Below are 16,065 nucleotides of genomic sequence, written 5' to 3'. Positions count from 1 at the left end.
GTATTAAACTGGTCGTCGACTGATCGGCTTGCATCGTTTCTTTCGACTCGTCGACGAGCCGAACGGCTGATATACCCCGATTGCTTACCCTCGGGCGTGTCTCAGCAGGTCCCGCAGGTCGGAACGCTGTTCCTCCACGAAGTCGGTGATAGCTACCGCGTCGTGGCCCGAAAAAACGGTTCTCGGGTGTTTCACGGGACGCTTGAGGTCAAAGAGACGAGCGCTGGCCCACGACCGGGGTTGTTCCGCCGGAAACAGGGAAGCAGCGAGGAGCCACGCGACCCGACTGAATTCGTCGACCTCGCTCGCAACGCCTCCCGAATCCGCATCTCACAGCAGACCTCCAAACGGGGCCGCCGAGAGCTCCGGGAGATGCTCGACGGCTACCAACTCGACGCCCAGGTCGTCCGAACCTGTCGGTTCTGCGCCAACGCCGGTCGCTACGGACCAATCACCGACGAGACCGCGATCAAAACCGACCGAGAGTATATCTGTCCGGACTGTGCAGTCGCCGAACTCGAACGCGAACTCTCGTATAAGGGCCAGTTCACCGGCTCCGCCCAGGATCGGCTCGAAGACCTCCTCCTCGAAGTCCAGGATCTCGACCGAATCGTCGACCTGCTTTCGGGTGAACTCGATCCCGACCTAACCAAATTCGACGTTATCAGTGCCACTGTCGACGACGTCGACCCGGTCAAAACCGCAGATCTCGACCTTCATCCCCAACTCAAGTCGATGACCGAATCCCGGTTCGAGAACCTGCTTCCGGTCCAGAGTCTCTCGGTCCGAAACGGACTCCTTGATGGCGACGATCAGCTCGTCGTGAGCGCGACCGCGACCGGCAAGACGCTGGTCGGCGAACTGGCCGGGGTCGATAGAGCCCTCAAAGGCAAGGGCAAGATGCTGTTTTTGGTACCATTGGTCGCCCTTGCGAACCAGAAACACGAGGATTTCAAAGCCCAGTACGGCGACCTCGGCCTCGACGTGACCATCCGCGTCGGTGCGAGTCGGATCGCGGACTCGGGCAGCCAGTTCGATCCCAGCGCGGATGTGATTGTCGGCACCTACGAGGGGATCGACCACGCGCTGCGGACGGGCAAGAACCTCGGTGACATCGGCTCGGTCGTCATCGACGAGGTCCACACCCTCAAAGAGGACGAACGCGGCCACCGCCTCGACGGGCTGATCTCGCGGCTTAAATACTACTGTGAGCAACGCGCAGCCCGCACCGAAGGAGGCTACGATGGCGCACAGTGGATCTATCTATCGGCGACCGTCGGCAATCCCGAGTGGTTGGCCGGTCGACTCGAGGCCAGACTGATCGAGTTCGAAGAGCGCCCGATCCCCATCGAACGCCACGTCACGTTTGCCGACGAGCGCGAAAAGCTCCGACTCGAAAACCGACTCGTCAAACGCGCCTTCGACCAGAAATCCTCGAAGGGGTATCGGGGCCAGACGATCATCTTCACCAACTCGCGTCGACGCTGCCATACGATCAGCCGGAAACTCCAGTACGATTCAGCGCCCTATCACGCAGGACTCGACTACAGAAAGCGAAAGAAGGTCGAAAAACAGTTTCTGGATCAGGAGCTTTCGGCGGTCGTCACCACCGCAGCGCTGGCGGCGGGCGTCGACTTCCCGGCCTCGCAGGTGATTTTCGACACCCTCGCGATGGGTATCGAGTGGCTTTCGGTCCAGGAGTTCAGCCAGATGCTCGGGCGGGCGGGGCGGCCCGACTACCACGACCGCGGGACGGTCTACATGCTGATCGAGCCCGACGCCACCTACCACAACTCGATGGAGATGACCGAAGACGAGGTGGCGTTCAAGCTTTTGAAGGGGGAGATGGAGGACGTCCGAAACGTCTACGACGAGGCCGCCGCCGTCGAGGAGACGCTGGCGAACATCACAGTCGCTGGCAAGAAAGCAAAGCGGCTCAACGACCGGATGTTGGGCGAGATCGATACTACGCGCTCTATCGGTCGACTGCTCGAATGGGAGTTTATTGATGGATTGGAGCCAACGCCGCTCGGCCGGGTCGTCACGCGACACTTCCTCGCACCGGACGACGCGTTCCGACTGTTGGATGGGATCCGCCAGGGACTCACGCCGTTCGAGATCGTCGCCGAACAGGAGCTCGCCGACGAGTTTTAATCCAATGAGATCGCTCGCCCAGCGCTCGAAGAACGGTAGATCGCGTCGATCACTTTCTGGACGGCCAGCCCCTCGTCGACCGTGTTTCGCGGCGGGGTGGTTTCCGAGCCGATGTGGTCGATGAAGTAGCGCTGTTCGGCTTTGTGGGTGTCGCTGGTGCGCGTTTTGATTTTGACGTCCGAGAGGTGGTCCACACCGACGGTGCTGTCCTCGTAGATCGTGAGCTCGTGGCTCGCACGGTCGAACGTCGCGCCAGCATCGGTTCCGCGGAGAACGAACCGGTCGTTGGTCGGTCGGTTGGTCGCCCAGGCGATGTCGAGCGAGATGGTGTTACCCTCGGCGGTCCGGATAAACGCCGTCGCCGAATCGTCGACGTCGAACCCGTCTGGACCGATGTCGTCGCCCCACATCTCGACGAACGCGTAGTCGTCGCGGATGCCGAACTGCGAGCGTGCGGTCCCCGAGACCTCGATGATCGTCGGGAAATCCATGAAGTGGAGCGCGAGGTCGATGGCGTGAACACCGATGTCGATGAGCGAGCCGCCGCCAGCGACGTCCTTCGAGGTGAACCACGAGCCACGGCCGGGAATGCCCCGCCGACGGACGTAGTTGGCCTCGATGTGTCTGATCTCGCCGAAGCGGCCCTCCTGTTTGTACTGTTTGATTACTTCGACCGGCGAGGCGAACCGGTTGTTGAATCCGACCAGGCAAAACCCCTCGGCGGCGTGGGCTGCCTCGACGATCCGTTGGGCGCTGTCGATTGTATGGGCCAGCGGCTTTTCGAGGAGGACGTCCAGGCCGGCATCGAGCGCCTTGATCGTGTACTCCTCGTGGAACCGGTTGGGTGTGGTGACGAACAGCGCGTCGACGATCTCGATCAGTTCGTCGGCCTGCTCGTAGGTCGGCACGCTGTACTGTTCGCTGAAGTTGCGTCGTGCATCGCCTGAGATGTCGACGCCGCCGACGAGTTCAGCTGGCTGGTCGGTCAACAGATCGGCGTGGTAGTGACCGATACCGCCGAGACCGACGATACCCAGTCGTGGTGGTGTGTCTGACTGCATTGCTATCGTTGTACAGCTCCTGTTAGTCGAGCCCCGGTCCAGTCTGGTGATCACAGTCGGCCGACCCATCACGGTCGGGTGCCGATTAGCGCAGACCGAGCGGTGGCGGACGGGAAGCCAACAGCACAGCGCCCACAGTACAGAACTCAGCCGTCACTCGTCCCGTACGGAAACTCCGCAAGCGGCGATAATAAAGCCTGTGGCGACTCGTCGCTCACGGTTCGTCGACGAGATGGCGGGTCGACAGCCCGACGAGGTGCGGAGCCTCTTCGAGAATGATCGCCTCGGTCGCCAACTCGACGGCGTTTCGGCTTCCCGGCAGCACGAACACGGGGGTGTCGCGGGCGATGCCCGCGGTCGCGCGTGTCGCGACCGTCCGTGGACCGATCTCCTCGGAGGAGAGCTGACGGAACAGTTCGCCGAATCCCGGCAGCTCACGGTCGAACCGCTCGCTGACCGCATCCGGCGTCACGTCGTCGACCGTTGGCCCGGTTCCGCCAGTGACAACTACGAGGTCGACGGTCGGATCGTCGAGCAGTTCGTCGAGCGCGCGCTGGATCGGTCCGATTCCGTCGGCGACCAGTCGGCGCTCGACGATGTGGTGGTCGGCGTCCTCGAACAGCGTCTGGATCGTATCGCCGCCGGGATCGTCGGGATCGTCAGCGGCCGCCCGTGAGGTCGACACGGTGAGGATTGCGGCCTGCAGCGGTGAGACGATGTCGTGGCCGTGGTCGTCGGCCGTTCGTCTGGCTGGATCGCTCGTCGCTGTTCGCGCTGGATTCTGTCCACCACTCATACTGCCATATGGTCGACACGGGCGTATAAAACGGCTGTTTGGGTCGTCCGTCCTGCGGTGAGCAACGACAGTCACCTCTCAGTGTGACTTTCGTCGTGTCAGTCGGAATCCGGTTGATATCTGTCACGGCTCTCACGACCTGCGTCAGTGGCACCCACGCAGGTTCCTATCGGTCGATGGTGAGTCAGGTGTCGGCGGTCGACTCATCACTGTTCTGAATCGCCCGTGTGAGCGTGGCAACCAACACCTGTGCGATTTTTTTGTCGGTTGTATCGAAACCGTTGGTTGTGGTCGCTGCCGCGATGAAGACTCCGTGTTCGCCGGCCGGGATCAGCAGCTCGCTTCGGACGGGTGTCTCTTCATTCAACGTCTCCGTATACTCACGGATGTCCGAAGCGAAGATCGGCTCTTGGGTTTCGTACACCCGCCAAGCCAGTCCTTTTCCTCGTGGTATCGACGGGACAGTTCCGAACAGTTCGACCGACCGGTCGGTTGAGACAATCGGAACGAGTCGGTCGGGATCGTCGTCTGATGGCACAAAAAACGAGGCGAGCTCCAGTTCGAGAACGTCTTCGGCCGCTGCGATGGTGATCTCGGCGGCCGTTTTAACCGTCTCCGTGTTTATCAGCTGTCTGGTCGTCGTATGGAGCGCGTTGAGCCGCTCTTCGCGACGCCTCCGGGCGGAGATGTCACGCACGACGCCAACGCTTCCTTCGTACTCGTTGTCACAAGAGAGAATGGGTACGATATTGATCTCCGTCGGAATCAATCGTCCGTCGATAGGTTTGACATCGACCTCGTACGTTGTCCAGTCGGTCGAGGGATCTTTCAGGATCGCGTGCAGTCGTTCTTTCCCCTCCTGATAGCCACCGTCGACGAGAAACGTTCCGGCGTGCATTCCGAGCACGTCCTCACGGTCACAGCCGAGCATTTCGGCCAGCGCCGTGTTCGTCAGTATGATGTTGCCGTCAGTGTCGAGTACGTACATCGGATCACCAACCGTCCCGACGAGAAGTTGGTACTGGTGGAGTTCCTGTTGAATCTGGTGACTTTCGACAGCGTTCAGTATTCGATTTATCAGCAGTTCGTACTGCTCAATGCCCGTCTGTTTTTGCAGGTAGTCTGTTGCGCCCGCCGAGATGGCGTCGCTCGCCACCGTTTCGGAGCCCTCACCGGTAAAGAGAATAAACGGCAGTGAGGGGTGTCTCTCGCGAACAGCTTCGAGAAACTCGATTCCTGTCGTCGACGGCATCTGATAGTCGCTCACGATACAATCAAACGAGTCGGTCGCAAGCCGGTCGAGGCCATCTGCCGGTCGCGTCTCGCTGACGATCTCGAAGCGCTCGTCGGCTTGGGAGAGAAATTCCGCAGTGAGCTCCAGAAACGACGTTTTGTCGTCGACATGGAGAATCCGAATCGGCTCGCTCATAGTTGATCAAGCAACTGCCAGCAAGTAATTGTTCTGTTTATTAGTTATTATCATTTAACACATACCGGTGTAGTGCTGAGATATCTATCGGTTCGACGGGTTGTCAGCTCCTGTGGTTACAGTTCCGGCGGACAGTCACGGCCGAGATGGATCTCGCGGCCCTCGATCGATTCGAGCGCTGCGACGAGTCCACCGACCTCGATCGTTCCAGTGTCGGTTTCGATGCGTAGTGAGGCGACCTCTTCGGAGTCTTGAAAGGCGACGTCGACGACCCTTCCCGAGATCACGCGATCGTCGCCCGTCTCGATGTCACGACCTTTGACGGTCGCGTAAAACTCCCCACCGAGACTTCGAATGTCTTTGACGGCCCGTCGGATCGAGGCGTAGCGTCGGGGAAACGGTCGTTCGGAGCCGTCGACGGCCACCGTTTCGGCGGTGCTCCACAACACCGTCCCGAAGAACCCCGAGATGAGAAAGCCGAGCGCCGACCGGTTGAAGATCACGCCATATCGATCCCGGTCGTCACGAAAGGCGTCCTGTGTGGCGTACACCGAGTACTCGCCGTCGGCGACCGCTAACACGGGCGTCGTGATTCCCCGCCGTGCGCGCACGGTCGTCGCTACCGACTGGTAGTCGAACGTCTCGGGGTCTGGGGCCGCGCTGGCGGGCGTCAACAGCAGGTCGATGCTCACCCCGGCGTTGATCTGGGCTGTCAGATCCTCGGCGAACTGCGTCAGCAGCTCCGGCGTCAGCGACAACACCAGTTCGTACTCGGCGGCCTTGATGCACTCGCGGAGATGCCGGAGTATCGTCGACCGGGATTTGACCAGCGAGACGGCCTCGGTTTCGCGCGCCGGTGCGGTGTAGCGAGCCGCGAGTTCGTCGACCAGCTCGGTAAAGGAGGTCTGGATTGCTCCGAACGCGTTTTCGGGATCGATCGCGACGATCTGCATCGGCCGCGACTCCCTGAGTTCGACGAGCTGGCGGTCCGAGAGGCTCCGAACCGTGTCGTACACCCGAGGCTGTGGGATGTCGGTGCGGTCAGCGATCTCGCTGGCGGTGAGTTGGCCCTGTTCGAGTACTGCGAGATAGGCGTCGATCTCGTACTCGCCGAGGTTGAACCGGTCGCCGACTGCTTCGAGCGTCTGCCGGAGGTCATCTGCCATACTGGATCAACACGCAGCATCCGTATGAAATTTATTATAAACTGAGTTGCACGCCAGTTCGAAACGCAGTAGTGGTCGACCGCCGAGCGCATCCCTCCAAGCGAACGAGTCGAGACAGTCGTGTGGTCACCCACAGACTGTCTCGCGATACGGGAGGAAACGTTTTTTCCGACAGGCTGTGAGCCACCCGTATGAACGTCGTTGGGCACCTACAGGCAACGGTCGACGGCGGAACTACCGCAGACGGGTTCGAACAGTTCCTGCCGGGCTGGCTGGCGTTCCCCGGTCACCGACTCATCGCAGCGCTGCTGGTCGTTGCCGCCGGTGTGTGGTTGTCCAAACTCCTCGTTCGGCTGTTGGGCCGCACGGTCGCCCGCCGTTTTACCCGTCAGAGCGTCGCCCAAACCGTCCTTGGTGGAATTCGAGGGCTGACCGTCGGCGGTGCCGTGATCGTAGCTGGCTCGCTGGTCGGTCTGCGAATCGGTGACATTGTCCTCTCGGTCACCGTGTTTTCGGCCGTCGTCGGTATTATTCTCGCTCCCATCGTCGGCAACGTCCTCAACGGGGTGTTCGTGCTGGCCGACCAACCGTTTGAGATCGGTGATATGATCGAACTCGACGACGACACCCGGGGGTTCGTCGACGATATCACGATCCGGTACACCAAGATGTTCACGCTCGATAATACTTTTCTGGTAATTCCGAACGGCAACATTCGCGAGCGCGATGTCGTAAACTACTCTGCCGAAGACGAGCGAACTCGACTCTCGCTCGACGTGCTCGTCACCTACGAATCGGACATTCCCGAGGCTCGTCGACTGATGCAGTTGGCGGCCAGGGACACCGCTGAGGTCATCGAGGGCGGCCCAGACATTCGAGTCGGCAGCGCACGGTATCCCGCCAGTCCGGGCAGTCTCATCGCTGATTACGCCGACAACGGCGTGTTGCTTCGGCTCCGCTACTGGGTGAAGAAACCCTACAAGATCGCCACGGTGGAATCCGAGGTCAGAACCCGACTTCGCGAGTTGTTTGCCGCCTCCGAGTCGACCGTCGAGATGGCGTACCCGCATCAACACCTCGTGTTCGACGAGAACAGCGGCGAGGCGCAGGTCGTCTTCCGTGAGGCCGCCGCCCAGCCTGCCGCCGAGTCGTCGACCGACATCGTCGACAGCTCGATGCAGTCCGACAGCCCGACCCAGTCGGACGGATCGATGTCGGCTGAAGAATCACAGTCGGAGGAATCGAACGGGGCTTCAGAACCACGGTCGACCGACACACCCTCTGAGACGTAGCTCAGGGGTACGGATGATACGGCCGGTCGAGCCGCGGCTCGAAGCCGAGCGAGTTCGGGACCGTCCGGGTCCGCTCGCCGAAATACGACTCGCCGGTAAACAGCGGCTGGGCCTCGGGAATCACCACCCGAACCGCCTCGAATCCGAGATGCGCCACATCCCTGGTGGTGAGTCGCGCTGCATAGGCCGCCAAATCGACAGCCGCCAACCGATCGAGGACTGCATCGAGTTCGTCTTCGCCCGTTAGGCGTGGCCTACCGAGAGAGTCGACCGGAATCCGTTGTTCGGGCTCGACGAACGATCGGACGGCTGTTGGGAACTCGGCGTACTCGCCGATTGCACCGCTCTGGTCGGCGGCTTCCTCCGGACCCATCGCTCGGAGCTCCATCCAGTTTTGGAGCGCCTCGGCGAGCGCCGATCGCACAGCAGCGGTCGGATCGAGATCAGCCGCCGAGCCAACCGCAAACTTCGGCCACTCGGTTTCGCGGTGGACCGCGACCGCGACGACCGGAACGTCGACGTCCTGGGTCACGAGCAACGGCGTCACCGAGAGCGACTCGGCGCTGGCTCGCTTGGTGAGTTCGTCGAACCCCTCGTCGTCGACACTCAGCCCGAGCGGCTCGAACGTCGAATACCACCCCACCATCGTCGCATCGCGCTCGATGACCTCGTACAGTCCAGAGAGAACGGCCTCGATGGTCGAGTTTCCGAGTCCGAGCCCCGTGGTGATCGCCGGGCGGTAACGCCGACTCGGCGGCGGAAAGCAGACGAATTCGGCCGGCAGCGAGACGGTGTCACCAGTCCGGAGATCCGTCCCGTCGAGCCACTCGATCCGCTGGTCCGGGTCGGGCGTCTCGAAGCTGTCGGGCCGGACGAACCGTCGCGGCGAGACGGGATTCGAGCGGGTGTGCTCCGAGCCGCCGTCGAACTCACTGTGTTGGTAGACCCCGCCGCTGTAGCGTTCGAGCGCCTCGCCGAGTGCCTTCATGTACGCCCGATCCCAGTCCGCGTCGACGCCCGCGGCGAACTCGGCGGCCCTGGCGTCGCTGAACGGTGTCGTGTCGGCGGTGGTCGCGATGTAGTAAGGAACGGGAAACGATTCGCGCTCGCCGACCTGCGTGATCGGGCCGAGCCGCTCGTCGACGGCCCGTTCGGCCCGTGACAGCGCATCGTTGATTCCGACCGATCGATGATTCAGCGTGAACGAACGGTCGACGGCTGCCGAGTCGGCACACTCACAGCCCGGAACCGCCAACAGCGTTCGTTCGCGCCAGGGCACCTCGACGATCCGGCCGCCCTGTTTCGATCCCGACAACAAGCCGATCAGTTCGGCACCGGCGATCGCACCCGCCAGACGAACCTCGCTTCGCGACCCGTGGGGAGTGTCCTCAGACCCCTCTTGCTGGGCGACCCCAACGCGCGTTCGTAAACACCGGTAACAACCCGAATCCGGGCTGTACAGCGACACTGTCGCCTCGATCGTGTCGACGGGCTGGCCTCCGATACCGCCGATCTCGACGGCCACCCACCGGTCGAACGCCGTCGACGCCGCGTCGAACACCTCGGCACCGGTTGGCGCGACGACCGCGCCGACGTCTGCCACCGGCTCTCCGTTCGTTAGCGCGTTGGGTGAGACGTGTTCGACGTCGAGGTCGACGTCACGACAGGCAGCTGATAGCGATTCGAGTGCCGGACCGCTACCGACGAGTCCGAGTTCCATAGCTCACAGTGTCGACGGTAGTTAAAAGAACACAGCGATGGCGTTGTCAGGTACCGAGGCTCTAGTTAAGTAGGTCCTGGCTAACGGCGGCGAGGTCGTCCGCATCGGCCGCGCGGAGTCGGTCGTCGCCGAGTTGGAGTCGAAGGCGGGGTCGACCGACATCGATGGGGACCTTTTCAGTCGCGATCAGACCCATATCTTCGAGCCGGGTTTTGGTTCGTGAGAACGTCGCTTTGCTCGCAATGCCGACATCTTCTCCCCACTTGGAGATGTCGTAGAGGAGCACGTCGTTTTTGGCGGCGATCAACAGCGAGATCGTCACCTCGTCGAGACCGTCGCCGTTTCCGCGAGCGGTGTCGAGTCCAGCCAGCATCGCATCGAAGTCCTCGCGAGCGGTCGCACTAATGTCGGATTCGAGCGTCTCACGGACACGGGTGATCGGTGGGGTTCGGAGACCGAACGGTTCGGCGTCGTTCCACTGTTCGTCGTACGTTTTGCGTGCACTGTCGACGAACGCTGGATCGTCGGTCGACAGCGCGGCGATCCGGTCGCCTGCGGAGACGAGCGCCAGCACCGATGCTTCGGAAATAAGCAACGAGTTGGCCGCTGGATCGGTCAGCGTTCGGATCGACAGCTGTTCGTCGTCGATCAGATCGGCAGCTCGACTCGCGATCAGGAAGTCTTCCATCGTCTCTTTGACCGCCCGTTCGTCGGCGAGCATGCGAACCGTCGGTAGCTCACCGTCGAACGCGGTCGCTACGTCGACCAGTGCCTGAACCGTCTCCTGGGTCGGATCGACGAGCAACAAGTCGTCGCTCGCTTCTGTGAGGGCTGTGTGTAGGATATTGTTAATATCGCTCTCAAGTAAATTTGAGGCCATCTATGGTATAGTATAAGAAGAGAACTCATATTTAATATTACTGGGTCAGATCAACCACATCAACAGTTCCACCACTAAATTAACGCTTCTTGGCTAGTAGCGAACGATATTGGACCAGCAACAATGGTAATGAACCGATACTATGAGGACCGTCCTAAAACGGACGTTCTCGTTGTCTGTCGGCGTAGTAAGGGTTCAAGCAGTCAACACCGAGGATATAAATGCAATTAGGGGCGAAAGCCAATCGAACGTGTCGACCGACGAGAGCCGGGTGTGGGAGCGGTATTTTGGCTTCGAGACTCCCTACGACAATCAGGTCGACGCCATCGAGGCGGCCATCGAAACGGTTGGCAACCGCGGTTATCTCGCGATGGAGGGACCCTGTGGGACCGGCAAGACGATGGCTGCGCTCACCGCGGCAGCGTTCCTCCTCCGTGAAACCGATTCCTTCGAGAACGTCGTCGTCGCCACCCCGGTCAAACAGCAGCGCCAGCAGTTCATCGAGGACTTACGGACGATCAATCGCGGTCTCGACGAGCCACTGTCGGGTGTCGGCCTCGTCGGGAAATCCGATCTCTGTCCGTACGGACGCGAAGACGTGTTTCCGGCCGATAACACCGTTCAATCACGGTGTGAAGAACTTAGAGAGTCGACGGCAGCGCTGGTTCGGAGCGGCGATTCAGGCAGCCACCGCAACACAGATGGCGGATCGGTAGGCGAATCGGCCGACGGGTCGACGGCTGACTCATCACAAGCTGATCAGTCAGTTGGTCCCGAGCCAGCGGCAATCATCGAGGGGGCCAATGACGATACCGACCACTGGTGGGATTCCGACCGGGCCCGCGAACTCGTCGCGGCCGCCCAACGAGATATGACGGCCAGCGACGCCGACCCTCTCCAAACCTCCGGGGCAACTGCACCGTACGGAACCGCACAGCCCGCAGCTCCGGCAGAGTTCACCGACAGCGAGGAAACACCGCTCTACTGTCCGTTCGAGGCCGATTGGTACGCCCGCGACAGGGGCTCGCCGGTCGGGTTCGACCACGGTGTCGACCACGTCCTATCGACCCGCGAGTTTCTGCCTGCGGCCGTCGAGGCAGGCACCTGCCCCCACCGCGTTATGGGTGTCCTACTGGAGGAAGCCGAGGTAGTAGTCGGCAACTATAATCACTTATTTGACAGCCAAACGCGCCACTTCACCGACTCGATTCTCGACGAACGGACGCTCGTCATCGTCGACGAGGCCCACCGACTCGAAGAGCGGGTTCGTGATCTGCTGAGCGGGACGGTTGGTCGAATCACACTCAAACAGGCCCAGCGGGATTTCGGCGTCCTGCTCGAACGCGCTCGACAGCATGCCGACAACAGGGAACTGGTCGAGACCCATCTGTCGAACCACGACGTTCCCTACGAGGCGGTCGAACGCGCCCACCAGTTCTACGGCGAGGCGATTCAGTGGCTCGACGAACGAATCGAAACCGAACTCGCCGGTCGGTTCGAGGGCTACGGCACCGGATTTATAACTGAGGTGCTTCCCGAGGAGACCGTCGAACTCGAACTCCGCGATCCACAGGTCGACGAACGCGACGCGTTTACCGTGTGGGCCGAAGACAACGCGGGCTACGGCGGTGCGTTTTTCCGCACGCTGGGTACGGTCGGCAGTGCCGTCGAAGACACGCTCTCCCAACAGGGTATCAGCCGGGACTGCGTCTGTACGGCCACCGGTGTCCGATTCGCCCAGTGGTGGACTCGCGACCACACCGACTTCTTCCGCGAGATCACGCTCGAACCAACCCGTTCGGAGTACCGGAACCCCGACTACCCGTGGCAGAACGCGTACAACGCCTCGATGGTAATGTACAACTGTATCCCCTCAGAACAGGTCTGCGAGCGCCTCGGTGAGTTCGGCGGCGGGATTCTAATGAGTGCGACACTCGAACCGATCTCGATTTTCGAGTCAGTCAGCGGCCTCGAATCGCTGTCGACACGGACTGCCTCGGGCGATGAGGGTGCCAACCGCCGGGTCGACCGCCGGAGCTACGACTTGCAGTTTCCCGAGTCGAACCGCGAGAGTTGGATCGTCGACGTCATGCCGTTTACCGCACGCAACCGGGGACCACCAACGCTCGAAAACCGCAACGAGACCAGGGAACGCTACGCCTACGTCGCTCGCGAAATCGCCCGAAGTCACGGCAACATCCTGCTATCGTACCCCAACTACGCCGAAGCAGCGTGGGCCGCTCGCCGGCTTCGCGACGAGGTCGACAAACCGGTTCTGCTCGACCGATCGTCGAGTCACGAGGAGACCCAAGCGCTCAAACAACGGTTTTTCGGCGATGATCCGGCGGTTCTCGTTACGAGTACCCGCGGAACCCTGACCGAAGGTGTCGACTACGACGGCGAGAAACTCCACACGGCAGCGGTGTTTGGCGTCCCGCTGGTCAACATCGGCTCACCGCGTGTCCAGGCAGTGAGACACGCCTACGGAAACCGGTTCGGCGCCGAAAACGAGTTCACTTACGCGCTGACGATTCCCGCGGTCCGACAGGTTCGACAGGCCATCGGTCGTGTACTCCGGAGCCCCGACGAGTGTGGCGTTCGAATACTAGTTGGCCAGCGGTATCTCCCTGACCAACCACGTTCGGTTTCGTCGTTCTTTGCCGACCAGGAGCGTCGGGAGTTCCGTCGACTGACGCCGGAGTTCCTCGGGAGCCAGTTCAACCAGTTTTGGGATCGTGTCGGCTAACGTGGCAGTAGGCACCACCTACTGTACTGTCAGCCGCCGCGTAACTATGTGGTATGTATGACGTTGTTCGTCCAATGCCACCGACGTTCCATCTCGTCTGTCGAGACTGTGCGGAAGAACGAATCGTCGAAACCGCTGCGGCCGCCCAACAGCAAGCGGTCGAACACGAATCGACCACCGGTCACCGGCTCGATTTCAAGCAGGTCGCCTAGCGACGGCTGTTTGGGCAGTGAAAAATAGGTCGCATTTCGGCGGAGGTACTGACCTTCGGATTTACTGTTGGTCTTACGACGATGTTTGTTTAACCGACTCACTCAGGCGGTGAGTTCGTCGAGTGCGGCCAACAGGTCGTCCTTGTCTTGAACGCCGATGACGCGGTCGACCGACTCGCCGTTGTGGTAGAACTCGAGCGTTGGGACGCTTCGGATCCCTTTCGAGCTGGCGAACGCTTGGAGCTCGTCGATGTCTACTTTGAGGACGGCGGCTTCGGTTTCTGCGGCGAGCGTTTCGACGGTCGGTTCGAGCATCTTACACGGACCACACCAGTCGGCGTAGTAGTCGACGAGCACGACCGAGTTCGACTCAATGAGCGCTTCGAAGTGAGCTTCGTCTGTGACGTGGATCGGTTCGGCGGTTGTAGTACTCATACATGTAGGTACAGGCTCAAGTGGTATAACAGTTGTAGGGCTGTGTCGCTGTGCCACACGACCGAGTTATCGGTTACGTGACTCGTTTGGAACTGTATAACGCAGGAGAACACCATCGTCGACTCGTTCGACTCCGTCCAATGAAAGTTGCGGAAACTCCTCGACGAAGCCGTCCCCGTCGGCAAGCGTTGGTGCGTTGCGGCCACCGATCAACAGCGAGCCGACAAACACCGTCATCTCGTCGACGAGTCCGTTCTCGATAATTGAAAAAATCAGTTCGCCGCCGCCTTCGACTAGTAGGCTGTGTATACCGTCGGCCGCGAGTGCGTCGAATGCTTCGGGAAGGTCGACGCGCTCGTCGCCAGCGACGATGATCGCTGCGCCCGCGTTGCGGAGTGCTGCAAGGCGATCGTCGGGGGCAGCCGTCGAGACGAGCACGTAGGTCGGTGCCTCACTGTCGCAGATGCGGCCATCCGGAGGGGTACGACCGCGTGAGTCGACCACGACTCGCGCGGGTGCGGGCGGTCGACCCTGCTCGCGGCGCTGGTGGCGGGCCTTCTCGTCGAGCGTGAGGTGTGGGTCGTCGGCGAGTACGGTCCCGATTCCGACCACGATGGCGTCGACCGACGCTCGCAGATCGTCGACGCGGGCGAAGTCGTCGGTGCCACTGATTCGAATCTGCTCGCGTCGGCGCGACGAAAGCTTTCCGTCGAGGCTCATCGCGGCGTTGACAACGACATCCATAGCGGACGGTTGGCTGGCGAGCGTATCGGCGTTTCGACTCGCTGCGTACGTCGACCGGCTGTTTGGGCGAATGGCAACGATTCTGCATCTCAAACGGGCCAACTGATAAGTGCGGGGTAGTCGAACGTGGATTATGGATCCACGCATACTTATGCTCGGGTGGGGGTTTCCGCCGAACGTCACGGGAGGGCTCGACACCTACGTCGGTGAAGTGTTCGAGGCGTTTGAACGCAAGAACGTCGACGTGCAACTGCTGTTGCCCGAAGAGTACGCGCCGACAGACAGGGAAGGTATTTACAGCGTTCCGACCGGTGAGGGGGACATCATTTCGCGGATCGGCCGGCTCAGCGACAGGTTCGTCGATCTCGCCGCCGAGGCGGATATCGCCCACACCAACGACTGGTTCGGCTACGGTCCGGGCCTTCGGGCCAAGCGCGAAACCGACGCCGTCTGGGTGTCGTCGTTCCATTCGCTCTCGTCGGATCGCAACATCACCCCACCTAAACGCGAGGTCGAAACCGAACGTCGACTCGCCAAGCAGTCCGACGTGCTGATCTCGGTGAGCGATATCACGCGACAGAACGTCCTTGAGTTGTACGAGACGGACTCACACGTCGTTCACAACGGCTTTTCGTCGCTGGAGACCACGGGCTTTGACGTCAAAGCCGACCTCGGTATCGACGGCCCATTGCTGTTGTTCGTCGGTCGACACACCGACCAGAAGGGGATCAGCCACCTGCTGTATGCGATGGACAAAATCAAGGACACCGAGGCAACGCTCGTCATCGGCGGCTCGGGCCACCAGACCGACCACCTCAAGATGTTTACCGAACTGCTCGGGCTCGGTGATCGGATCAAATTCGCCGGTTACATCGCCGAAGAAGAACTCGGCGATTACTATGCGGCTGCGGACGTCTTCATCTCGCCGTCACGAGCCGAGCCGTTCGGCCTGACGATTACCGAAGCGCTCGCAGCGGGCGCGCAGGTTGTCGCCACCCCGAGTGGGGTCCGCGAAACCTTACCGGACGGTTGTCTCGTCGAGGTAACGACCGACTCGGATTCGATCGCCCGCGGCATTGACGAGGCGCTTGCCCGTGAGGGGCCACCTCAGTACGAGCCGCGAACGTGGGACGAGGTCGTCGACGACCTACTCGATGTGTACGGCACCGCTCTCGACTGAGAAGCTTCTGTTCGTTAGCGGTCCTGTGGGGTGTATCGAACGATCACATCGGGCCGTTGGCCTTCGATGAGCGGTCCTGTCGGAAGCTCGACGACAGGGTCGGCGTACACGCTCGCTGTCGACCTGTCTCTTACCCACAAGTTCTAACGCCGTAGCTGACCAATCAACTCCAGGAAATGGGACGCCGTTCGCGGGGCTGGCGATCAATAGCTGATGAAGATGGACAGCTGTGTGACATGGATGTCTCTGG

General features: G+C 61.1%; 13 protein-coding genes. 5 read left to right on the top strand and 8 right to left on the bottom strand.

What is annotated here, in order from left to right:
• Positions 1-96 precede the first annotated feature (96 nt).
• A complete protein-coding gene (locus O2S87_RS00065) occupies positions 97-2,154 on the top strand; it encodes a DEAD/DEAH box helicase (protein WP_475406749.1) in 2,058 nt (685 codons plus the stop codon).
• Here the strand turns inward: O2S87_RS00065 and O2S87_RS00060 are convergent.
• From O2S87_RS00060 to trmB, 4 genes are all read right to left on the bottom strand, one after another.
• Positions 2,151-3,215, bottom strand: a complete 1,065-nt coding sequence (locus O2S87_RS00060; RefSeq protein ID WP_475406748.1) for a Gfo/Idh/MocA family protein — start codon at positions 3,213-3,215, stop codon at positions 2,151-2,153. The genes O2S87_RS00065 and O2S87_RS00060 overlap by 4 nt on opposite strands.
• Before the next feature lie 214 nt (positions 3,216-3,429).
• Complete coding sequence (locus O2S87_RS00055) at positions 3,430-4,011, bottom strand: MogA/MoaB family molybdenum cofactor biosynthesis protein (RefSeq protein WP_475406747.1); 582 nt, start codon at positions 4,009-4,011, stop codon at positions 3,430-3,432.
• Positions 4,012-4,195: 184 nt separating this feature from the next.
• Positions 4,196-5,440 (bottom strand): PAS domain S-box protein, encoded by a 1,245-nt coding sequence (locus tag O2S87_RS00050; RefSeq protein WP_475406746.1) that lies wholly within the window; start codon positions 5,438-5,440, stop codon positions 4,196-4,198.
• Positions 5,441-5,556: 116 nt separating this feature from the next.
• Complete coding sequence (gene trmB / locus O2S87_RS00045; RefSeq protein ID WP_475406745.1) at positions 5,557-6,606, bottom strand: HTH-type sugar sensing transcriptional regulator TrmB; 1,050 nt, start codon at positions 6,604-6,606, stop codon at positions 5,557-5,559.
• A 191-nt stretch (positions 6,607-6,797) separates the two neighbouring features.
• Here trmB and O2S87_RS00040 point away from each other — a divergent pair, with 191 nt between their 5' ends.
• The gene (locus tag O2S87_RS00040; RefSeq protein WP_475406744.1) at positions 6,798-7,898 is read left to right on the top strand and encodes a mechanosensitive ion channel family protein; all 1,101 of its coding nucleotides are present in this window, start codon (positions 6,798-6,800) and stop codon (positions 7,896-7,898) included.
• A gap of 1 nt (position 7,899) precedes the next feature.
• Here O2S87_RS00040 and O2S87_RS00035 read toward each other — a convergent pair whose 3' ends face one another.
• Positions 7,900-9,618 (bottom strand): YcaO-like family protein, encoded by a 1,719-nt coding sequence (locus O2S87_RS00035; protein WP_475406743.1) that lies wholly within the window; start codon positions 9,616-9,618, stop codon positions 7,900-7,902.
• A gap of 61 nt (positions 9,619-9,679) precedes the next feature.
• Positions 9,680-10,498, bottom strand: a complete 819-nt coding sequence (gene tbsP, locus O2S87_RS00030) for a transcriptional regulator TbsP (RefSeq protein ID WP_475406742.1) — start codon at positions 10,496-10,498, stop codon at positions 9,680-9,682.
• Positions 10,499-10,748: 250 nt separating this feature from the next.
• Here tbsP and O2S87_RS00025 point away from each other — a divergent pair, with 250 nt between their 5' ends.
• Positions 10,749-13,244 carry an ATP-dependent DNA helicase gene (locus O2S87_RS00025; RefSeq protein WP_475406899.1) on the top strand — a complete coding sequence of 832 codons (2,496 nt, stop codon included), beginning with the start codon at positions 10,749-10,751 and terminating at the stop codon, positions 13,242-13,244.
• Between the two features lie 74 nt (positions 13,245-13,318).
• A complete protein-coding gene (locus O2S87_RS00020; protein WP_475406741.1) occupies positions 13,319-13,456 on the top strand; it encodes a hypothetical protein in 138 nt (45 codons plus the stop codon).
• Between the two features lie 102 nt (positions 13,457-13,558).
• Here the strand turns inward: O2S87_RS00020 and trxA are convergent, their stop codons facing one another.
• Complete coding sequence (gene trxA / locus O2S87_RS00015) at positions 13,559-13,891, bottom strand: thioredoxin (protein WP_475406740.1); 333 nt, start codon at positions 13,889-13,891, stop codon at positions 13,559-13,561.
• A gap of 66 nt (positions 13,892-13,957) precedes the next feature.
• The gene (locus tag O2S87_RS00010) at positions 13,958-14,635 is read right to left on the bottom strand and encodes a 2,5-diamino-6-(ribosylamino)-4(3H)-pyrimidinone 5'-phosphate reductase (RefSeq protein WP_475406739.1); all 678 of its coding nucleotides are present in this window, start codon (positions 14,633-14,635) and stop codon (positions 13,958-13,960) included.
• A 151-nt stretch (positions 14,636-14,786) separates the two neighbouring features.
• Between O2S87_RS00010 and O2S87_RS00005 the strand changes: the two genes are divergently transcribed.
• Positions 14,787-15,815: a glycosyltransferase family 4 protein gene (locus O2S87_RS00005; RefSeq protein WP_475406898.1), complete on the top strand. Its 1,029-nt coding sequence runs from the start codon at positions 14,787-14,789 to the stop codon at positions 15,813-15,815.
• The last annotated feature ends 250 nt before the right edge of the window (positions 15,816-16,065 follow it).

Source organism: Halohasta sp. A2 (genome assembly GCF_056175805.1).
Note: the sequence above shows the minus strand (reverse complement) of the source record. Positions and strands in the feature narration are given on the sequence as shown.